At 73.1% G+C, this 19,468-nt stretch carries 20 protein-coding genes; 13 read left to right on the top strand and 7 right to left on the bottom strand.

What is annotated here, in order from left to right:
- Positions 1 to 92: 92 nt before the first annotated feature.
- Positions 93 to 2,213 carry a hypothetical protein gene (locus tag AB0389_RS31105; protein WP_366398860.1) on the top strand — a complete coding sequence of 707 codons (2,121 nt, stop codon included), beginning with the start codon at positions 93 to 95 and terminating at the stop codon, positions 2,211 to 2,213.
- An 89-nt stretch (positions 2,214 to 2,302) separates the two neighbouring features.
- Here the strand turns inward: AB0389_RS31105 and AB0389_RS31100 are convergent, their stop codons facing one another.
- Together AB0389_RS31100 and AB0389_RS31095 are read right to left on the bottom strand one after the other, a co-directional pair.
- Positions 2,303 to 3,169: a transglutaminase-like domain-containing protein gene (locus AB0389_RS31100; protein ID WP_366398859.1), complete on the bottom strand. Its 867-nt coding sequence runs from the start codon at positions 3,167 to 3,169 to the stop codon at positions 2,303 to 2,305.
- Positions 3,170 to 3,228: 59 nt separating this feature from the next.
- Positions 3,229 to 4,227, bottom strand: a complete 999-nt coding sequence (locus AB0389_RS31095) for a GNAT family N-acetyltransferase (protein ID WP_366398858.1) — start codon at positions 4,225 to 4,227, stop codon at positions 3,229 to 3,231.
- Between the two features lie 140 nt (positions 4,228 to 4,367).
- On the opposite strand from AB0389_RS31095, the gene fdxA reads away from it, so the two are divergent.
- Entirely contained in the window at positions 4,368 to 4,688 is a 321-nt protein-coding gene (fdxA, locus tag AB0389_RS31090) for a ferredoxin (RefSeq protein WP_105869511.1), read from the top strand.
- Between the two features lie 103 nt (positions 4,689 to 4,791).
- Positions 4,792 to 5,898, top strand: a complete 1,107-nt coding sequence (gene dapC / locus AB0389_RS31085; RefSeq protein ID WP_366398857.1) for a succinyldiaminopimelate transaminase — start codon at positions 4,792 to 4,794, stop codon at positions 5,896 to 5,898.
- A gap of 93 nt (positions 5,899 to 5,991) precedes the next feature.
- On the opposite strand, the gene AB0389_RS31080 is transcribed toward dapC, so the two are convergent.
- Positions 5,992 to 6,483, bottom strand: coding sequence for an ATP-binding protein (locus AB0389_RS31080; protein ID WP_366398856.1), 492 nt, complete (start codon positions 6,481 to 6,483; stop codon positions 5,992 to 5,994).
- Positions 6,484 to 6,761: 278 nt separating this feature from the next.
- Positions 6,762 to 7,811, bottom strand: coding sequence for a hypothetical protein (locus tag AB0389_RS31075; RefSeq protein ID WP_366398855.1), 1,050 nt, complete (start codon positions 7,809 to 7,811; stop codon positions 6,762 to 6,764).
- A gap of 138 nt (positions 7,812 to 7,949) precedes the next feature.
- Here AB0389_RS31075 and dapE point away from each other — a divergent pair, with 138 nt between their 5' ends.
- Positions 7,950 to 9,038 (top strand): succinyl-diaminopimelate desuccinylase, encoded by a 1,089-nt coding sequence (gene dapE, locus AB0389_RS31070; protein WP_366398898.1) that lies wholly within the window; start codon positions 7,950 to 7,952, stop codon positions 9,036 to 9,038.
- A 128-nt stretch (positions 9,039 to 9,166) separates the two neighbouring features.
- Positions 9,167 to 9,916 (top strand): TIGR00730 family Rossman fold protein, encoded by a 750-nt coding sequence (locus AB0389_RS31065; RefSeq protein WP_366398854.1) that lies wholly within the window; start codon positions 9,167 to 9,169, stop codon positions 9,914 to 9,916.
- A gap of 106 nt (positions 9,917 to 10,022) precedes the next feature.
- Here the strand turns inward: AB0389_RS31065 and folP are convergent, their stop codons facing one another.
- Positions 10,023 to 10,904 (bottom strand): dihydropteroate synthase, encoded by an 882-nt coding sequence (gene folP, locus AB0389_RS31060; protein ID WP_366398853.1) that lies wholly within the window; start codon positions 10,902 to 10,904, stop codon positions 10,023 to 10,025.
- Positions 10,905 to 11,028: 124 nt separating this feature from the next.
- On the opposite strand from folP, the gene AB0389_RS31055 reads away from it, so the two are divergent.
- Positions 11,029 to 11,382: a DivIVA domain-containing protein gene (locus AB0389_RS31055; protein ID WP_366398852.1), complete on the top strand. Its 354-nt coding sequence runs from the start codon at positions 11,029 to 11,031 to the stop codon at positions 11,380 to 11,382.
- Positions 11,379 to 11,975, top strand: coding sequence for a DNA-3-methyladenine glycosylase I (locus AB0389_RS31050; RefSeq protein ID WP_366398851.1), 597 nt, complete (start codon positions 11,379 to 11,381; stop codon positions 11,973 to 11,975). The genes AB0389_RS31055 and AB0389_RS31050 overlap by 4 nt, the downstream gene beginning before the upstream one ends.
- Before the next feature lie 168 nt (positions 11,976 to 12,143).
- Here AB0389_RS31050 and AB0389_RS31045 read toward each other — a convergent pair whose 3' ends face one another.
- Positions 12,144 to 12,947, bottom strand: a complete 804-nt coding sequence (locus tag AB0389_RS31045; RefSeq protein ID WP_366398850.1) for an enoyl-CoA hydratase-related protein — start codon at positions 12,945 to 12,947, stop codon at positions 12,144 to 12,146.
- A gap of 313 nt (positions 12,948 to 13,260) precedes the next feature.
- Here AB0389_RS31045 and AB0389_RS31040 point away from each other — a divergent pair, with 313 nt between their 5' ends.
- Positions 13,261 to 13,428, top strand: coding sequence for a DUF3117 domain-containing protein (locus tag AB0389_RS31040; RefSeq protein WP_009997451.1), 168 nt, complete (start codon positions 13,261 to 13,263; stop codon positions 13,426 to 13,428).
- A 172-nt stretch (positions 13,429 to 13,600) separates the two neighbouring features.
- On the opposite strand, the gene AB0389_RS31035 is transcribed toward AB0389_RS31040, so the two are convergent.
- A complete protein-coding gene (locus AB0389_RS31035) occupies positions 13,601 to 14,263 on the bottom strand; it encodes an O-methyltransferase (protein WP_114661417.1) in 663 nt (220 codons plus the stop codon).
- Between the two features lie 163 nt (positions 14,264 to 14,426).
- Between AB0389_RS31035 and sigE the strand changes: the two genes are divergently transcribed.
- The 5 genes from sigE to AB0389_RS31010 all read left to right on the top strand — a co-directional run bounded on the left by sigE (position 14,427) and on the right by AB0389_RS31010 (position 19,342).
- Positions 14,427 to 15,215, top strand: a complete 789-nt coding sequence (gene sigE / locus AB0389_RS31030; protein ID WP_366398849.1) for an RNA polymerase sigma factor SigE — start codon at positions 14,427 to 14,429, stop codon at positions 15,213 to 15,215.
- Complete coding sequence (locus AB0389_RS31025) at positions 15,212 to 16,105, top strand: zf-HC2 domain-containing protein (RefSeq protein WP_366398848.1); 894 nt, start codon at positions 15,212 to 15,214, stop codon at positions 16,103 to 16,105. The genes sigE and AB0389_RS31025 overlap by 4 nt, the downstream gene beginning before the upstream one ends.
- 90 nt (positions 16,106 to 16,195) lie before the next feature.
- Positions 16,196 to 17,962, top strand: coding sequence for a trypsin-like peptidase domain-containing protein (locus AB0389_RS31020; protein ID WP_366398847.1), 1,767 nt, complete (start codon positions 16,196 to 16,198; stop codon positions 17,960 to 17,962).
- A 108-nt stretch (positions 17,963 to 18,070) separates the two neighbouring features.
- Positions 18,071 to 18,565: a sec-independent translocase gene (locus AB0389_RS31015; RefSeq protein WP_366398846.1), complete on the top strand. Its 495-nt coding sequence runs from the start codon at positions 18,071 to 18,073 to the stop codon at positions 18,563 to 18,565.
- 114 nt (positions 18,566 to 18,679) lie between these two features.
- Positions 18,680 to 19,342: a hypothetical protein gene (locus AB0389_RS31010; protein WP_366398897.1), complete on the top strand. Its 663-nt coding sequence runs from the start codon at positions 18,680 to 18,682 to the stop codon at positions 19,340 to 19,342.
- Positions 19,343 to 19,468: the final 126 nt, after the last annotated feature.

The raw sequence follows: 19,468 nt of genomic DNA, 5'->3' as shown, positions 1-19,468 counted from the left end.
TCCGGGCCTTCCCCTCGCCTCCGGCAGTGGGGGACCTGAACAGCTGAGTAGCCAGTAAGAACGGGCGGCGGAGCCAACCGGGAGAACCTGCTTTGAGTCGTGAAACTGACAGTTCGTCCTCCGGGCCCCAGGGGCGCGGCGGAGCCGCGGCGTACCCCTCCGGGACACCGCCCTACGGCTCCCGCCAGTACCCGTCGCTGCATCCCCAGCAGGACGCCCCGGAGGAGAAGGAAGCCGCGTCCGCCCCACAGCCGGACGAGCCCAAGACCGAGACCACACTGACCACGCGCATCCGGATCAACATCCCGGGCTCGCGGCCGATTCCACCGGTCGTGATGCGCACACCCATGGGCGACAGCGACAGCACCAACGGCCGGGGCCTCCCGGCCGCCGCCGAGCGCACGGTGAGCATGCCCAGGCCCGAGGTGCCCAAGGAGAGCGCGGAGACCCGCGAGTCCGAGCCCGCGCCGGAGCAGCGGACCGAGGAGAAGACCCCGCCGGCCAGCGACTGGTTCGCGCCGCGCAAGCCGTCCTCGGGCACGACCAACGGAGCCGGCGTCAGTACCGCGGGCGCCGACGGTACGGACACCGGCGCGGGCGCCGTGACCGGCGGCGGTACCGCCGCCGGGATGAGCGCGGGCGCCACGGCCGTCGCGGGCGGGGCCCCTTCGGGCGGATCCGCGCCGGGCGGCGCCGGTGGCGCGAAGTCGCCGTTCGAGCAGTACTCCCCGGAGCCGTACGCACCGGAGTCGTACACGCCCGAGTCCTACACCCCGGAGCCGTACGCCCCCGAGGCGTACACCCCCGGGACGGGTCCCTCCGAGGCCGCCGTCAACGCCTTCGCCCCCGGCGGGACCACCCCGCCGTTCGGCGTCCGGCCGCCCGGCGCCGACGGCGGACCCAGCGGTCCGACCGCCGGGCCGGTCACCGGCACCGCCTCCCTCGGCACCCCGCCGGCCTCCCTGGGCACCCCGCCGGGCCCGGCCGGTCAGGGCGCCGGTCCGCGGCTGTCCGACGACACCGCCGTACTGACCCCCCAGCCGCACGCCCCGGCGCCGGCGGGCGCCGAGGCGCTCACCACCGGCATCCCCGTCGTACCGCCGGAGCACGGGGCCTTCGCCGGCCCGGGACCGCGGGGCGGTCCGCCGCGCGGCGGGCAGGACCACGGCTTCTCCGCGCCGGACTTCCCCGGCGCGGTCGGCTCCGCCCAGGGCGCCCCGGCCCCGAAACCGGCGCCGGGCGCGGCGGCCCCCGCGGCCCCCGCCAAGAAGAAGGGCCGCTCCAAGCTGACCCTCCTCGGCGTGGCCGTCGTCGTCATCGCCGGCGGCGCCTACGGTGCAGGCCTGCTCGTCAACCACTCCGAGGTGCCCAAGGGCACCACCGTCCTCGGCGTCGACATCGGCGGCGGCACGCGCGAGGAGGCCGTCGCCAAGCTCGACGCCACCCTCGGCAAGCGCGCCGCCCAGCCGCTGCGGCTCGACATCGGCGGCAAGTCGGAGAACCTCACCCCGGACAAGGCCGGCCTCAGCTTCGACAGCCAGGCCACCGTCCGGGGCGCGGCGGGCAACGACTACAACCCCGTCACGGTCATCGGCTCGCTCTTCGGCGTCGCCCGGATCGCCGAGCCGGTGATCCCCGTCGACGAGGAGAAACTCACCGCCGCCCTGACGGACCTGGCGGGCACCTCGGGCTCCGCCGTCGACGGCACGATCAAGTTCGAGCCGAACAAGGCCGTCGCCGTCCCCGGCAAGGCAGGCAAGGCGCTGGACGTCAACCACTCGATCATCTCGACCCGGGACGCGTACCGCACCCAGGTCCAGACGGGGAAGACGAACCCGGTCCAACTGCCGGTCGTCACCCGCCAGCCGACGGTCGACCAGGCGGAACTGGACCGGGCGATGAAGGAGTTCGCCGAGCCCGCCATGTCCAACCTGGTCACCATCAGGGCGGGCGGCAAGCAGATCCAGTTCGGCCCGGCCATCTCCCTGCCGAAGATCCTCTCCATGAAGCCCGTCGACGGGAAGCTCGTGGAGGTCTACGACAGGAACGCCATCGACCAGCTCCTCGAAGGCGTCTTCGACGGCATCACGATCACCAAGGGCGGCCAGCAGTACCCCGTCTCGTCCGCCGACGTGGAGCAGGCCATGCAGAAGGCGCTGCGCGGCAAGACGGAAGCGGAACGTACGCAGACGATCGCGCTCGACCCGAGCTGACAACCCGGCAGAGCTGACGCACCCGGCAGAGCCCCCGCCCCCACCGGCGGGGGCTCTGTCATGCCCGGCGGACACCGCGGGTCGCGCTCTCAGTTCAGCCGGGCGCGAGCCGCTCTGGCGCGGCGCTGGATGGCCTCCGCCGTCGCCGGTTCCACGGCGGCGACCACCCGCGCGTACTCCTCCATCTCGGCCGCTCCCCGCAGGAACTCCCCGCGCTGGACCAGCAGCTGGGCCCGGTCGTAGCGCAGCCGGGCCGGATGGGCCGGGAGCAGGAGGGAGAGTTCGACCGCCCAGAGGGCGACATCCGTGCGTTCGGGGCGGGCCGCCGCCCAGGCGCGGATGTTGTTCAGGACGCGCTGGACGATGTCGAGCGGGGCGGCGGGAGCGGCGGCCGGCAGCAGCCCCGGCGCCTGCCCCGCCGACGGGCCCGTACGGTCCGCCGGCAGCCGGTCCGTCTCCTCGCGGGTGAGGATCCGGCCCGCCGCGAACGGATCCGCGAGCACCTGCTCGCCCGCCGTCCCCGGGTCGCCGAAGCCGACGACGAAATGGCCCGGCAGCGCCACCCCGTACACCCGCGCGCCCGCCCGTCTGGCCACCTCGATCCAGACCACCGAGAGCAGGATCGGCAGCCCGCGCCGGCGGCGCAGGACGGCGGGCAGCAGGGAGGACTCCAGCCGCTCGTAGTCGACCGGCGTGCCGTGGAAGCCGCAGCGGGCGCCGAGCAGTTCGGCCAGGGCCGCCGCCCACGCGCGCGTGCCGCTCAGTCCGTACGGCAGCAGCCCGGCCAGCCGGTCCAGCTCCGCCTGGGCCGCGTCGAGGCCCGCCCCGACCGGCGCAGCCTCCCCCTCCGCGCCCACGAGCAGGCAGAGCGTCGCCAGATCGGGTTTCTCGGCGCGGGCCTCCTCGGCGAACTGGCGGCGCCGTTCGGCGTGTTCCGGTCCCGGTTCCGGACGCATGGTCTCCGCGTACCCCTTTCGGTCCCCGTTTCGGTCCCCGTCTCCGTTTCCGACCGCGCTCAGCGCGGCCGGTAGTGGTGGTAACGGTGGTGGACGGTGAATCCCATCCCCTCGTACAGGGCGATCGCCGGATCGTTGTCCGCCTCGACCTGGAGCCACGCGGCGGACGCGCCCTCGTCGAGGGCGCGCCGGGCGAGCGCCGCCATCACCGTGGTCGCCAGCCCCTGGCGGCGGTACGCGGGACCCACCTCGACGGCCATGAACCCCGCCCAGCGCCCGTCGACCACGCACCGGCCGATCGCCGCGGGGACCTCGTCCGCCGTGCCCGGCACGGTGGCGAACCACACCGAAGGGCCGGCGTTCAGTACGTGGAGCACATGCGGCCCCGGCGTCCCCGCGCGGTGGTAGCGGCGCAGCCAGTTCTCGTCGACCGTGCGGCCCAGCCGTACGCGGCCGTCCTCCGCCGCCCGGTCCGCGAGCGGCGCCAGCGCCCCCGTCCGTACCTCCGCCGTCACCTCGGAGCGCCAGCCGTGCCGCTCCAGCTCCGCGCAGAGCGCCTCCTGCGTGCCGGCCGCGCCGGTCGCGGTCTGTACGTACGCGGGCAGCCCGCGCCGCTCGTACCACGCGCGCGTGCGCGCCAGCGCCTCGTCCAGCTCCATCCCCGGATCGCCCAGGGGCAGCGCCGAGTTGGCGCGGCGCGTGAACCCCGACGCGGCCCGCAGCGTCCACTCGCCCAGCGGCTCGCTCTCCACCGGCTGCCACGCGCGCGCGTACGCCCGCGCCAGCTCCTCGAAGGTGGCCGCCGGGCCCCGGCGCCGCGCGGGCGCCGACGGCACCACCTTGCCCGCGACCAGGGCTTTCTCGGGGACGCTCACGCTCTCGCCGGTCCGCCGTGTGATCAGCAGCACGCCATTGTCCCAGGATGTGAGAACGCCTACCGTGTCGGTGAACTTCTCCGTTCCCGGCCCACCCCCGGTCAACTGTCTGACCGATACACGTTTGCCCACGTCAGCGGCGCTCAATCGGACCTCAAGCCGTCCGCCGGCAGTGAATTCCACAGCTCCGTCCACCCCACTTGTTCGGATCGTGCCCAAGAACGGAGATACTAGATGTGGGCATCGACGACGCCGCGCTCCCGCGCGCCCGTGGACGGAGCCGCAGATCGGCCCGCCGCGCCCTATCGAGGAGGAACGACAGCGTGACCTACGTCATCGCGCAGCCTTGTGTCGACGTCAAGGACAAGGCGTGCATCGAGGAGTGCCCGGTCGACTGCATCTACGAGGGCTCGCGGTCCTTGTACATCCACCCGGACGAATGCGTCGACTGTGGAGCCTGCGAGCCGGTGTGCCCGGTCGAGGCGATCTTCTACGAGGACGACACCCCGGACGAGTGGAAGGACTACTACAAGGCGAACGTCGAGTTCTTCGACGAGCTGGGCTCGCCCGGTGGTGCTTCCAAGCTCGGCCTGATCGAGCGCGACCACCCCTTCGTCGCCGCGCTGCCGCCCCAGAACGGCTGACAGCGCCCCGCGTCCCCGGTCCCGTACGGCTCGCCGCCGTACGGGACCGCGGTTTTCCGCGTCGTGTGCGTTGACGCCCACGCGTACGAGAGAGAGTGAGCACGTGTCCGCAGCATCCCCGCGAGTCTCCTCGCGCCTCCCCGTCTTCCCCTGGGACCGGCTGGAGCCGTACAAAGCGACGGCCGCGGCCCACCCGGACGGGATCGTGGACCTGTCCATCGGCACGCCCGTCGACCCGGTGCCCGAGCTGATCCGGCGGGCCCTCGCCGGGGCCGCGGACTCGCCCGGCTACCCGACGGTGTGGGGCACGCCCGAGCTGCGGGACGCGCTGACCGGCTGGGTGGAGCGGCGGCTCGGCGCGCGCGGGGTGACGCACAGGAACGTGCTGCCGGTGGTCGGCTCCAAGGAGCTGGTGGCCTGGCTGCCGACCCAGCTCGGACTGGGCGCCGGCGACCGGGTCGCGTTCCCGCGCCTGGCCTACCCGACGTACGAGGTGGGCGCGCGGCTCTGCGGGGCCGAGCCCGTTCCGTACACCGACCCGACCGAGCTGGACCCCGCCGGGCTGAAGCTCCTCTGGCTGAACTCGCCGTCGAACCCGACCGGTGAGGTGCTGCCTGCGGCCGAGCTGGCGCGGATCGTCGCCTGGGCGCGCGCGCACGACGTGCTGGTGTTCAGCGACGAGTGCTACCTGGAGCTGGGCTGGGAGGCCGAGCCCGTCTCCGTACTGCACCCGGACGTCTGCGGAGGTACGCACGAGGGCGTGGTGGCCGTCCACTCGCTCTCCAAGCGCTCCAACCTGGCCGGATACCGCGCGGCGTTCCTCGCGGGCGACGCGGACGTGCTGGGCGAGCTGCTCGCGGTCCGCAAGCACGGCGGGATGATGACCCCCGCGCCGGTACAGGCGGCCACGGTCGCCGCGCTGGGGGACGACACGCACGTACGGGAGCAGCGGGAGCGGTACGCGGCCCGCCGCACCGCCCTGCGGACGGCGCTGGAGGCGCACGGCTTCCGGATCGACCACAGCGAGGCGAGCCTGTACCTGTGGTCGACGCGGGACGAACCGTGCTGGGACACGGTGGCGCACCTCGCGGGGCTGGGGATCCTGGTCGCGCCCGGCGACTTCTACGGCGAGGCGGGGGCCCGGCACGTACGGGTGGCGCTGACGGCCACCGACGAGCGGGTCGAGGCGGCGGTCAAGCGGCTCGCCTGAGGGCGGTACAGAGGCGTACGGGATACGGGAGGGTACGGGCAGCGCGCGATGTGCGCTCCCCGGCCCCTCCCGCGCGTACGGGAGCGTACGGGATCAGCCGCCGAGCGGCAGGCCCCCGAGCAGACCGCCGACGGCGGCGGGCGCCTTGGCCGGGGCAGGTGCCTTGGCCGGGGCGGCCGGAGCTGCCGGGGCGGCCTGCTGGGTGGTCCGAGCGCCCTCGGCCGCCGTCGCGGCGGTCTCGCCGAGCAGCTTGCCCGCGCCGCCCGCGGTGTCGCCGGCGGCCTTCTGCACGGCCGGGGTGGCGGTCTTGGCGGCCTTGCCGACGACCTTGCCCGCCGCCGGGACGCCCTTCTTGACGGCGGCGCCGCCCGCGTCGCCGACCGTCTTGGTGGCCTTCTGGGCGCCGCCGTCGAGGGTGCCGCCCACGGCGGCGCCGTCCAGCGCGCTCACCGAGCCCAGGTCGGGTGCCCCCGGCAGGGCCGCCGCGCTCGCGGAGCCGGCCGCACCGATCACCGGGGCCGCGCCCGCCGCGACGATCAGCGCGGTACGGGCGATGCGGCGGGCGAGGGGGAGGTTCGCGGACATGATGCTCCTTCGGGGAGGTGACGGTGTGTCGTGCGTCCGTCGATCGGACGTGGTGACAACTCCTCGAAGGGCGCCCGAGGATGCGGTGGGCGCGGGTAAAGAATCCGTAACGTGTCGCATGATCTGTTATGGATAAAAGCGGGCAAACGCTCCCGGTGTCGCGCGGGCGGCGAAGCGTTGATCCAGGCCCTGTGCAGGATGTTCGACCGACGTTCGGCGGGCCTTCCCGGGACGGGGGCCAGGGGTGGCGGACTCGCCCGTCCGGGTGACAGGCCGTACTACCGCGCGGTGCGGATCCGGACCTCGCTCGCGTTCGCGACGGCCGAATCGTCCGTCGTACGCCAGCCCTTGGCCGCGTCCTTCGCGCTCCACACCCGGCCCGCGTACCCGACCTCGGTGATGCCCAGGGACGTGGAGCGGGCCACCGCCCAGTGCGCCAGCTCCCAGCCGCGCTGCGACGAGGCTCGCCGTTCAGCGGAGTTGCCGCGCCGGCCGGCGGCCGTGCTCCCGGCCGACACCGGCACGGTCAGCTCGTCGGCCTCCGTGGTCTTGGCGTCCTCGGCGGCCTTCGCGGAATCCTCCGAGGCGTTCCCGGCCTCCGCCGGGGTCTCGGCGTCGCTCGCGCCGCCCTTGCCGGTCGTGCCCGGCAGCACGCCGGAGCCGAAGTCCCGTACCAGCTCCGTCCGTACCTTCTTCGGATCGCCCACCACCCCGCCGGCCGGCGCCGTGCAGGTCAGCGACGCGGCGGCCCTGCCGGTGAAGGCGGCGGCCAGCAGCGCGGCGTCCGGCTCGTGCTTCGCGTACGCCTGCGGGAAGCCGCTGCGCTGGACGCGCTGCGCCGCCTCGGTGAGCGGCAGCCGTGAGTAGCCGGGCACCTTGACGAGATGGTCGTAGAACTGGCCCGCCGAGTAGACCGGATCCTGGATCTGCGCCTCGGTGCCCCAGCCCTTCGACGGACGCTGCTGGAAGAGCCCGAGCGAATCGCGGTCCCCGTGGTCGAGGTTGCGCAGCGCCGACTCCTGGAGCGCGGTGGCCAGCGCGATGGTGACGGCGCGTTCGGGCAGCCCGCGGCTGGTGCCGACGGCCGAGATCGTCGCCGCGTTGACGGCCATCGCGGGCGTCATCGAGTACGAGGGACTGCTGTCGTCCGAGGAGTCCGACGCGTTCGAGGAGTCCGGAGCCGTGGCCCGCACCACGCACCGCGGGCCGCTGCTGCGGCTGGACATGTACTGCACCACCACATATCCGGCGAGGGCTAGCAGCACGGTGAACGCGGCGACGAAACGCAAGGGGCGTCCGCGACGGGAGGGGGAGACGGTCTCGGGCACGCGCCCACCGTACTGGAGTCCGAGGCCCCTCATGACCCGGCGGCGACCGGGCGGCGACCCGGCCGCGGACCGGCCGCTCCGGCCGGTCCCTCCGTACCGTATTAGGGTCGGAGCATGAACCGCACCACGCCCGAGACCCTGCCCGAGACGGTGCTCGACCTCACACTCGACGGTCCCACGCTCACCGCGCGCCTCGTCGACTTCCCGTCCGTCAGCGGCACGGAGAAGCCGCTCGCCGACGCCGTCGAACAGGCGCTGCGCGCCCTGCCGCACCTCACCGTCGACCGGTACGGCAACAACGTGGTGGCCCGTACCCGGCTGGGGCGCGGCGAGCGGGTCATCCTCGCCGGGCACATCGACACCGTCCCGATCGCCGACAACGTCCCCTCACGGCTGGACGACGACGGGATGCTGTGGGGCTGCGGCACCAGCGACATGAAGTCCGGGGTCGCCGTACAGCTGCGGATCGCGGCGACGGTCCCCGAGCCCAACCGCGATCTCACCTTCGTCTTCTACGATAACGAGGAGGTCGCCGCGCACCTCAACGGCCTCGGCCATGTCGCCGAGGCCCATCCCGACTGGCTGGCGGGCGACTTCGCCATCCTGCTCGAAGGGACCGAGGGCGAGGTCGAGGGCGGCTGCCAGGGCACGCTGCGGGTCTTCCTGCACACCGAGGGTGAGCGCGCCCACTCCGCGCGCGGCTGGATGGGCTCCAACGCCATCCACGCCGCCGCGCCGATCCTGGCCCGGCTCGCCGCGTACGAGCCGCGCCGGCCGGTCATCGACGGTCTGGAGTACCGCGAGGGCCTCAACGCCGTACGGATCGAGGGGGGCGTCGCCAACAACGTCATCCCCGACGCCTGCACCGTCGTCGTGAACTACCGGTACGCCCCGGACCGCAGCGAGGCGGAGGCCCTCGCCCATGTCCACGAGGTCTTCGCGGACTGCGGAGTCTCCGCGTTCACCGTGGACGACCACTCCGGCGCCGCCCTGCCCGGACTCTCGCACCCGGCCGCAGCCGCGTTCATGGCGGCCGTGGGCGGGACCGCGCGGCCCAAGTTCGGCTGGACCGATGTCGCGCGCTTCGGCGGCCTCGGGGTGCCCGCCGTCAACTACGGGCCCGGTGACCCGCTGCTCGCGCACAAGCGGGACGAGCGGGTGGCCGTCGAGCGGATCACCCACTGCGAGGAGCGGCTGCGCGGCTGGCTCACCGGACCGGTCGCGTAACGACCGTTCTCCCCGGCCGCTGTCCGGAGCGCGGTCGCTGCCTGATCGACTGCCGGAATTTCGCCGTTTGTCACGCGTGTCGATCTACTCTTGCCCAGAACGACGCACAGCAGCGGAAGGAGCGGCTCATGGGCATGCCCGACGGAACGCGGGGGCCGGAGGAACAGCGGCTCGGTCCGGTGATCCGCCGACGGGAGCAGATCCAGCCCGGTACGACCGATCAGCGGCTGCTGGACACCGAGGGTGACTCGGCGTGGGTGCACACCGACCCCTGGCGGGTGATGCGCATCCAGTCGGAGTTCGTGGAGGGCTTCGGCGCGCTCGCCGAACTGCCGCCCGCCATCGCCGTCTTCGGCTCCGCGCGCACGGCGGCCGGCACGCCGGAGTACGAGGCGGGCGTCCGGCTCGGCGGCGCGCTGGTGGACGCCGGGTTCGCGGTGATCACCGGCGGCGGTCCCGGCGCGATGGAGGCGGCGAACAAGGGCGCGCGGGAGGCCTCGGGCATCTCCGTCGGCCTCGGTATCGAGCTGCCCTTCGAGCAGGGGCTCAACGCGCACGTCGACATCGGGGTCAACTTCCGTTACTTCTTCGTCCGGAAGACGATGTTCGTCAAGTACGCGCAGGGCTTCGTGGTGCTGCCGGGCGGTCTCGGCACACTGGACGAGCTGTTCGAGGCGCTCACGCTGGTCCAGACGCGCAAGGTCACACGCTTCCCGATCGTCCTGTTCGGTACGGAGTACTGGGGCGGGCTGGTCGACTGGCTGCGGAACACGGTCGTGGCGCAGGGCAAGGCGTCGGAGAAGGATCTGATGCTCTTCCACGTCACGGACGACGTGGAGGAGGCGGTCGGACTGGTCACGAAGGAGACCGGCCACTGATCCGGATCCGGTGATCCGGTAGCGGTAGCGGTAGCGGTAGCGATGGCCCGGGGGCCGGGCCGACGGCAGGGGGACGAACCCGCCGCCGGTCGGGCCCGGTGCCCGGTCAGGCCAGGCCGCGGCTGGCGACCGCCGGGGGGCGGTGTCCCGCGATCGACGCCACCATGTCGAGCACCTGCCGGGTCTCCGCGACCTCGTGGACGCGGTAGACACGGGCCCCGAGCCACGCCGACACCGCGGTCGTCGCGAGCGTGCCGATCAGCCGCTCCTTGACGGGCCTGTCCAGCGTCTCGCCGACGAAGTCCTTGTTGGAGAGGGAGACCAGCACCGGCCAGCCAGTCTCCGCCATCTCGCCCAGCCGGCGCGTCGCCTCCAGCGAGTGCCGGGTGTTCTTCCCGAAGTCGTGGCCGGGGTCGATCATGATCCCGTCCCGCCGCACCCCCAGCGCGACCGCGCGCTCGGCCAGCGCGAGGGTCACCCCCAGGATGTCGGCCATCACATCGTCGTACGCGACCCGGTGCGGCCGGGTCCTGGGCTCGGCGCCGCCCGCGTGCGTGCAGACCAGCCCCGCGCCGTACCGCGCGGCGACCTCGGCGAGCTTCGGGTCCACCCCGCCCCACGCGTCGTTCAGCAGGTCGGCGCCGGCCTCGCAGACCGCCTCGCCCACATCGTGCCGCCAGGTGTCGACGCTGATCACCACATCCGGGTGGCGCCGCCGTACCTCCGCCACGAAGCCGACCGTACGGCGGGCCTCCTCCGCGGCGGTGACCTCCTCGCCGGGCCCGGCCTTCACCCCGCCGATGTCGATGATGGCGGCGCCCTCGGCCACCGCGCACTCGACGCGTTCGAGCGCGGGCTCGTCGCGGAAGGTGGCACCCCGGTCGTAGAAGGAGTCCGGGGTCCGGTTGACGATCGCCATGATCACCGGCTCGTGCGCGTCGAATTCCCGGCGCCCGAGCCGCAGCGTCCCGTCCATCCCCTGATCCATGGCCACGACCTTAGTTGAACGGGTCGGGGGACCGGGGCCGCGCCCCTCGCCGGTGGATCGTGGCACGATCGGCACCGGACGTTTCCGTTTCCTGATCGGACGTTGCCTGCCCGGGGAGAAGCTCGTGTTCTTGTTCTTGCTCATCGCGATGGTCATCGTCGTCGCCGCGGTCACGCTCGCGGTCGTCGGCGGCGGCGACAGCGAGGTCCTGACGGATGTGCCGCCGGAGCGGCTGGTGGATCCGCTGCCCGTGACGCGGCCGGTCGGCCGCGCGGACATCGAGGCGCTGCGGCTGCCGGTCGCCGTGCGCGGCTACCGGATGGCGGACGTCGACGAGGTCCTCGGCCGGCTCGGCGCGGAGCTGGCCGAGCGGGACGCGCGGATCGCCGAGCTGTCGGCGGAGCTGGCGGGGGCGCAGGCCACGGCCGTCTCCTCGCCCGACCTGTTCAAGAAGCCCGGAGAGGAGAGCGGCCGATGAGCGACGGCGCGGCCGTGGCCGGCCCCGACGGACGGCCGCGCTGCCCGTGGGGCCTGTCGACCGAGGACTACCTCGCGTACCACGACGAGGAGTGGGGCCGGCCGGTCCACGGCGACGACGCCCTCTTCGAACGGCTCTGCCTGGAGGCCTTCCAGTCCGGGCTGTCCTGGATCACGATCCTGCGCCGGCGCGAGACCTTCCGTACGGCCTTCGCGTCGTTCCGGATCGCGGCCGTGGCGGAGTTCACCGACGCGGACCGCGAGCGGCTGCTCGCCGACCCGGGCATCATCCGCAACCGCGCCAAGGTCGACGCGACCCTCGCCAACGCCCGGCTCCTCGCGGACTGGTCCGCCGGTGAACTGGACGAGCTGATCTGGTCCCACGCCCCGGACACGCCGCTCCCCGCGCCCCGTACGACCGCCGACGTACCGGCGGTCACCGACGGGTCCAAGGCCCTGTCGAAGGCGCTCAAGAAGCGCGGCGTACGGTTCGTGGGCCCGACGACGGCGTACGCCCTGATGCAGGCGTGCGGCCTGGTCAACGACCACCTGGCCGACTGCGCGGCCCGGACCGGGGCCCTGCGCCCCGTCTGACGCTCCAGCGCCCCTCCCGGCAAGCTTTGCCCCGTCGCGCCGCCCAGCACGCACGCTCGCCGCGTTGGCCAAAAGCCCAGGTAGCTCCGCTACCAGGACTCCCGGCCGCCTTGCGATCGCACGCACCGGACGACGCTCCTTTCGGGGCAAACATTGCCGGTCACGGCACTAGCGGCCCACGTAGCGCGGTTTCTCCTTCGCCAGGAACGACCGCACGGCGATGACGTGGTCCTCGGACGCGCCGGCCCGGGTCTGGAGCTCGTCCTCCTTCGCCAGCGTCTCGGCCAGTGAGTGGTCGGCCCCGTACGCCAGGGACTCCTTGATCGCCGCGTAGGCCGCCGTGGGCCCCGAGGCGAGCGCGCGGGCCACGGCGTACGCCTCGGCCGCCAGGTCCGCCGCCGGGACCAGCCTGTCGGCCATGCCCCAGGCGTACGCCTCGGCCGCCGGCACCGAGCGCGGGAAGAGCAGCAGATCGGTGGCGCGGCCGTGGCCGACGAGGCGGGGCAGCGTCCAGGAGACCCCGGAGTCCGCCGTGAGGGCGACCCCGGCGAAGGACGTGTTGAACGCGGCGGTGTCCGCCACGACCCGGTAGTCGGCCGCCAGCGCGAAGCCCATGCCCGCGCCCGCCGCGACGCCGTTGACCCCGGCCACCACCGGCTTGGGCATTTCGGTGATCGCCCGCAGGATCGGGTTGTAGTGCTCGCGCACGGTGCTCATCGTCGCCCCCGAGCCGTCCCGCCGGTCCGCTTCGAGCAGCGCCGTGTGCTCCTTGAGGTCCTGGCCGACGCAGAAGGCCCGGTCCCCGGCCGCGGTGAGCAGAACACCCCGTACGGCGGAGTCGGCGCCCGCGGTGGTCAGCGCGTCCCGCAGGGCGGTCTTGGCCGCCGTGTTCATCGCGTTCATGGCATCGGGGCGGTTGATCGTGATCGTCGCGAGTCCGTCACTCACGTCGTAGAGCACGGTGTCGGCCATGATCGGGTCCCTTCGCGGCTCGGGCAGGTCCTGTCCGGCCCCAGCATGGCGGAGATCTTCGGCCACGGGCATGTGACCTGCGTCTAAGAAAGTGGGGTGCCGGCGGAGCGCGCGGCGGCGAAGTATCGCAGTCGGATCGCCGAATTGAGTGGTTTTGCGAGAGCGCGTTGCGTAAGCGATGCGAACCGATGTTGGTCATCGGGTCCCGCCATGCGGGATAATGAGCTGGAAGCAATGTGTTCGATGCCGGTGACACAGCGCCTGTTATGGGGCCGCCGGCTGCGATGAGCTGGTTTCAGGAAGGGGAACGAGCATGGCGGCCATGAAGCCGCGAACGGGCGACGGCCCGCTCGAGGTGACCAAGGAGGGGCGGGGCATCGTCATGCGCGTTCCGCTCGAAGGCGGCGGTCGGCTTGTCGTCGAGCTGACTCCGGACGAGGCGGAGGCGCTCGGCGACGCGCTGAAGAAGGTCGTCGGCTGAGCGGAACGGTTTAGCGGGTCTTCGGGGCGTATCGATCGCCCCTGGTGCCCCTCCAGGGCACCGCGACAGACAGACCTCTGCCCCGGCTACGGATCCGTCCGTGCCGGGGCAGAGGTCTGTTTCCGTGCGTGGGGCGTTCGCGCGGCCCGTTCGTGGGGCGGTGCCGGCGGCCTCAGCGGCGTACGGCGCAGAGCAGCCCGTCGCCCACCGGCAGCAGCGTGGACTGAAGATCCTGGCTCTCCCGTACGGCACGCAGCAGCTCGCGCACCCGCAGCACCTCCGCGGGCTGCGCCCCCGAGTCGACCGTCCGGCCGTTGGAGAAGACCCCCTCGAAGCAGACGAGTCCGCCGGGCCGCAGCAGCCGAAGCGATTCGGCGAGGTACTCCAGCGACTCCAGCCGGTCCCCGTCGCAGAACACGAGGTCGTACCCGCCGTCCGCGAGCCGCGGCAGCACGTCCAGCGCGCCGCCGGGGATGAACCGCGCGCGGTTCCCGGCGAATCCGGCGGCGCGGAACGCCTGCCGGGCGAACTGCTGGCGGTCCGGTTCGGTGTCGACCGTGGTCAGCACGCCGTCAGGCCGCATGCCCTGGAGCAGATACGTCCCCGAGACACCGGTGCCCGTCCCGATCTCCGCCACGGACTTCGCGTCCAGCGTGGCAGCGAGCAGACGCAGCGCGGCGCCAGTGCCTGGTGACACCGAGCGGAGCCCTGACTCGCGGGCCCGGTCCCGGGCCCAGTGCAGTGCTTCGTCCTCGGCGACAAAGGCGTCGGCGAACGCCCAGCTCGTCTGCCGGTTGGCGGTAATGACCCTCTCCTTGTCCCGTTGGCGGCGCAACGGTGACTGTATCCGCTGCACCCGGGAACCCGCAGATGGGACCGGGCGTTGAGAAGAGCGGGAAGCACAGCGGGGAATCCGGGATCAAGGCCGTCGCCAGGGGCGGGGGCCGGACCCAAATTCGCGTAAAGATTCTTATCCGGAGCTAACGGGCGGAGTGGCTATGGTAGGGGCTCCACTGGACACCACCAGAGCCGATAGGGGAGGTGCGGCTGCGCCTGTGGACCGGGGAGGAGTGCTCAGGCGTCTTCTCAGGTCGGCCGGTGAGCCGAAATCCGTGACCAAGTCTGCTGACCGTTCTCGCTCCAACGACTCCGCAGTGACCGCGACCTTCGCATCGGATGCGGAATCGCAGGCGTGGACGCCTCCCAGCTGGGAGGAGATCGTCAGCACCCACAGCGGACGCGTCTACCGCCTCGCCTACCGCCTCACGGGCAATCAGCACGACGCCGAGGACCTGACCCAGGAAGTGTTCGTCCGGGTCTTCCGCTCGCTGTCGACCTACACCCCCGGCACCTTCGAGGGCTGGCTGCACCGCATCACCACCAATCTCTTCCTCGACATGGTCCGCCGCAAGCAGCGGATCCGGTTCGACGCGCTCGGCGACGACGCCGCGGAGCGGCTGCCGAGCCGCGAGCCGTCGCCCCAGCAGGTCTTCCACGACACGCACTTCGACGCGGACGTCCAGCAGGCGCTGGACACCCTCGCGCCCGAATTCCGGGCGGCGGTGGTGCTCTGCGACATCGAGGGGCTCTCGTACGAGGAGATCGCGGCCACGCTCGGCGTGAAGCTCGGCACCGTACGCAGCAGGATCCACCGTGGCCGCTCGCATCTGCGCAAGGCGCTGAAGCACCGTTCCCCCGAGGCCAGGGCGGAGCAGCGCGCGTTCGCGGGCGTGGCCGGTCCCGGCGCGACCGGTCCTCTTCTGGCGGGAGAGGGCGGACCGGCGTGAGCGGTGCCAGCCAGAGTCCCGCCGAGCAGCATCTGGGGGACCGACTCGCGGCGCTGGTGGACGGAGAGCTGGACCATGACGCGCGCGAGCGCGTGCTGGCCCATCTCGCCACCTGTGCCAAATGCAAGGCGGAGGCCGACGCGCAGCGCAGACTCAAGAGCGTCTTCGCGCAGACCGCCCCGCCGCTGCCGTCCGCCGGCCTGCTGGCCCGGCTGCACGGGCTGCCGGGGCAGGGCCCCGGGGCCGGAGACGACGACAACGGAAAAGGGCTGTTCGACGGGGGACGCTTCGGTGAGGGCGTCTTCGGGGTACGGACGGACGGCTTCGGCTACGCCCCGGCGGGCGCGCACGCCGTGGCGCTGCCCGGCGGCTCCGGGTTCCGTATCCACGAGGTCGGACGCCAGGACGCCGAGCGCTCGCCGTGGCGCGGCCGGCGCTTCGCCTTCGCCGCCGCCAGCGCGGTGTCCTTCGCCGCGATGGCCCTCGGCGGGACACTGCCGCTGGGCACCGCCGCCGATGTACTGCCGCGCGGCGCGGGCAACAGTGTGACCCCCATGCGGGCCCCCGGCACCACGTCCCCGGCACCCGTCGGCGGCGAGAGCCCCCGGCGCCAGGGCGGCGGAAGCGGAAGCGGGAGCGGTACGGCCCCGCAGCCCGTCTCCCGGGCCACCCCGGCCGCGCCCCCCGGCACGACCGGGGTGGAGACGCTCTCCGAGCAGGTGTACGTGCCGGGCGAGACGGGCGGTTCCTCGGCGGCGCTGTGGATACGGCCCACGGGCTCGGCCCTCCAGATCGACGGCACCGGCGAGGTGGGCCCGACGACCACGCCCCGGCCCACCCGGCTCGCGGCCCCGACGCTGCCCACCGCGCCCCTTTCGGCCAACCGCTGAACCCGCTCCCTGCGGGGATTCGCGTAAACCTGGTTGAATCCCTTGCGGGGATTGCCCCTTGACGGCGCGGAACGGCAGTGCGGGGAGAACATGGACGACGGGAAGCCCAGCGGACCGAAGGCGAGCTGGTGGAGCCGTCCCAAGGCGGTAGAGGGCACACCGGCCGAGCCCGAGGTGCCGCCGGCGCGCGACGGCGGGGCGACGGCGCCGCCACTCGCCGCCGCTGAGCCCGGGGGCTCAGCGTCCGCCGACGCCGTATCCACGGACGCCGTGCCGGCCGATGCCGTGCCCGCCGCGGCTGACAGCCCGTCGGACCGTGCCGCCGCCGACGGCGACGGACCGCGACCGGACACGGGTCCCGCCGCCGAGCCTGGCGCGGTGACCAATCCCGCCGCCGAGCCCGGTGCCTCCGTTCCGGACGCCGCCGCGCCGCCGGAGCGGCCCCGGCCGCTGCACGAGCCCGACGAGTACAGCACCCCGCCCTACGGCGGCCCCGGCCCCTGGGCGCTCGCGCCGCCCGTGCAGCTGCCCACCCCGGCGCATGGCACCGCGCTGCCGCCGGCGTACGGGACGCCGCACGGAGCCCAGGGCGCACCGGCCCCGCACGTCCCGTACGCCCACCCGGCGCCGCCGCCCCCGCCCCCCGGGCAGGATCCGTTCGCCCGGTCGTTCCAGTACGACCCCTGGAACAGCCCGGTGCCGAGCCAGCCGCTCACCCAGTACGGGGAGCAGTACCGCGAGCCCGGCGGCCGGCGGCGGCGCGCGGGCACCGCCGCGCTCGTACTGCTCGCCTTCGCCGGGTGTGTGCTCGGCGGGGTCGTCGGCGCGTACGTCGAGCGCAACGGCGGCTTCACCACGGTCGAACTCCCGCAGGCAGGACCCGAGAGCGCCGACCGCGCCCCCGAGAGCGTCGCGGGCATCGCCGCCAGCGCGCTGCCCGGCGTCGTCACGCTGCACGTCCGCGGCGGCAGCGAGCAGGGCACCGGCACCGGCTTCGTCCTCGACCAGCGCGGCCACATCCTGACGAACAACCACGTCGTCCAGCCCGCGGGATCGTCCGGCGAGATATCGGTCACGTTCAGCGGCGGCCAGACCGCCAGCGCCAAGCTCGTCGGCAAGGACACCGGATACGACCTCGCCGTCGTCAAGGTCACCGGGGTCTCCGGACTCAAGCCGCTCCCGCTGGGCAACTCCGACAACGTCCGCGTCGGCGACCCGGTCGTGGCCATCGGCGCGCCCTTCGACCTCTCCAACACGGTCACGTCGGGGATCATCAGCGCCAAGGAGCGCCCCATCACCGCGGGCGGCGAGAAGGGCGACGGCAGCGACATCAGCTATGTGGACGCGCTCCAGACCGACGCCCCGATCAACCCCGGCAACTCGGGCGGCCCGCTGGTCGACGGCCGGGCCCGGGTCATCGGGATCAACAGTGCCATCCGCGCCGCCGACAGCGGATCCGGCCCGGCCGGCGGCCAGTCGGGATCGATCGGCCTGGGCTTCGCCATACCGATCAACCAGGCCAAGCGCGTCGCCGAGGAGCTGATCAACACCGGCAGGGCGACCCACCCCGTGATCGGGGTCAGCCTCGACATGCAGTACGCGGGCGACGGCGCCAAGGTCGGCGCCAAGGCCGCGGACGGCGGCCCGGCCGTCACCGCCGGCGGCCCCGGCGCCAAGGCGGGCATCCGGCCGGGGGACATCATCACGCGGGTGAACGGGCAGCGGGTGCACAGCGGCGAGGAGCTGATCGTCAAGATCCGCGCGCACCGCCCCGGCGACCAGCTGGAGCTGACTCTGCTGCGCGAGGGCAAGGAGCGGACGATGAAGATGGCACTGGGCTCCGCGGACGGCAGCTGACCACAGCAGGAAGGTACCGTCCGCACAGGTCCGGAAGGTACCGTGGAGCGGCCCGGACCCCGATCCGCCTCCCGACCCTCGGGCCTGGAGAACACGAGGAGCAGCAGAGTGTTCAGTGACATTGGCGCCCTTGAGGTGGTCACGATCGTGGTGATCGCCGTGCTCGTCTTCGGACCCGACAAGCTCCCCAAGGTCATCCAGGACGTCTCCCGGTTCATACGGAAGATCCGGGAGTTCTCCGAGAACGCCAAGCAGGACATCCGCTCGGAGCTGGGTCCCGAGTTCAAGGACTTCGAGTTCGAGGACCTCAACCCCAAGACGTTCGTCCGCAAGCAGCTCATGGAGAACGACGACCTGGGGCTGAAGGAGATCCGCAGCAGCTTCGATCTCCGCAAGGAGATGAACGACGTGGTTGACGCGGTCAAGGGCCATGAGAGTGGATCCGCCGTGTCGGACACACCGGATCCCGCTGTCAAGTCCCTCACCCCCGCCGCTTCGAACGGGGCCGTCACGACGGGCTCCACGGCCACTCCCGACCTGTTGAAGAAGCGCGAAAAGCCCGATCCGGTCGAACGTCCGCCCTTCGACGCAGACGCCACCTGAGCACGACCAATCCCTACGAGCCGGTACCGGGTGGCTATCCTCCATCTGTCCGGCAGTGAGGCGCCCGTAGGGGGCGAGCCGCTGCGGACGTACGAGATCGAGGAGGCGCCGGCAGTGGAGACGACGAGTCGGGAAGGTGCGCGGGACGCGGCCGGGCCGGCGAACGCCGAAGGAGGTTCCGCGGCGCTCCGCACGGTCGACGGCTATCTGCGCGCGCCCTTCGCCTGGTACGGACTGGACGAGGCGTTCACCGGACCACGCTGGCTCATGCAGGTCGGCGCCACCTCCGACGGCGTGGTGCGGCACGGTGCGACGGGCCACGGCGAGGCGCCGTCGATAAGACCGGACGCGTCGGCCGAGGACAAGGGACGGTTCGCGGTCGTCGTCACGGTGGGAGCCGGGCCGGTCCACCGGGCCGACGACGGTACGGGGCAGCTCGACGCCACCACGGCCTCCTCGGCGGCCTGGCTGGCCGGGTCCGGCCTGCTCGCCGCCACCTGGCCCGCGCTGCTGGACCACGCGCTGCGCGACGACTGGCTGGAGCAGCAGACGGAGGCAGCCTTCGAGCTGGCCGACGATCTGACCGGGTCGGCCTGGTCGGCGCTCTCGCTGCCCGTCGACGGGGTGCCGACCCCGTTCCACTACCGCGAGTCCGAGTTCGGCTGGGTGCTGGCGGGCTCGGCGGCGGGTGAGGTCCATCTGGGCGCGTACGGACGCGGGATGAGCGCCTACGGGCTCGGGTTCTCGCTGATCGGCGACATCAGGACGTACGCCTAGGGCCTGTGTGGGGTTGTGATCTGGGCTCGCGGGGCGTGGCACGCACGCTCGCGGCGTTGCCGAGAGGCCCTAGTAGCTCCGCTACGAGGGCCTCTCGGCGCCTTGCGATCGCACGCACCACGCCCC

The sequence above is a fragment of the Streptomyces sp. NPDC093109 genome (genome assembly GCF_040701725.1).
In the GTDB taxonomy this organism is placed as follows: domain Bacteria; phylum Actinomycetota; class Actinomycetes; order Streptomycetales; family Streptomycetaceae; genus Streptomyces.
This window is presented reverse-complemented; position numbering and strand designations above follow the sequence as displayed.

Excerpts from the sequence above, each read along its gene's own strand:
- AB0389_RS31100 (WP_366398859.1), bottom strand. The coding sequence starts at position 3,169 with ATGCGTCCGGAACCGGGACCGGAACACGCCGAACGGCGCCGCCAGTTC.
- AB0389_RS31080 (WP_366398856.1), bottom strand. The coding sequence starts at position 6,483 with ATGTCCGCGAACCTCCCCCTCGCCCGCCGCATCGCCCGTACCGCGCTG.
- AB0389_RS31065 (WP_366398854.1), top strand. The coding sequence starts at position 9,167 with ATGGGCATGCCCGACGGAACGCGGGGGCCGGAGGAACAGCGGCTCGGT.
- folP (WP_366398853.1), bottom strand. The coding sequence starts at position 10,904 with ATGGATCAGGGGATGGACGGGACGCTGCGGCTCGGGCGCCGGGAATTC.
- AB0389_RS31050 (WP_366398851.1), top strand. The coding sequence starts at position 11,379 with ATGAGCGACGGCGCGGCCGTGGCCGGCCCCGACGGACGGCCGCGCTGC.
- AB0389_RS31045 (WP_366398850.1), bottom strand. The coding sequence starts at position 12,947 with ATGGCCGACACCGTGCTCTACGACGTGAGTGACGGACTCGCGACGATC.
- AB0389_RS31040 (WP_009997451.1), top strand. The coding sequence starts at position 13,261 with ATGGCGGCCATGAAGCCGCGAACGGGCGACGGCCCGCTCGAGGTGACC.
- sigE (WP_366398849.1), top strand. The coding sequence starts at position 14,427 with ATGGTAGGGGCTCCACTGGACACCACCAGAGCCGATAGGGGAGGTGCG.
- AB0389_RS31020 (WP_366398847.1), top strand. The coding sequence starts at position 16,196 with ATGGACGACGGGAAGCCCAGCGGACCGAAGGCGAGCTGGTGGAGCCGT.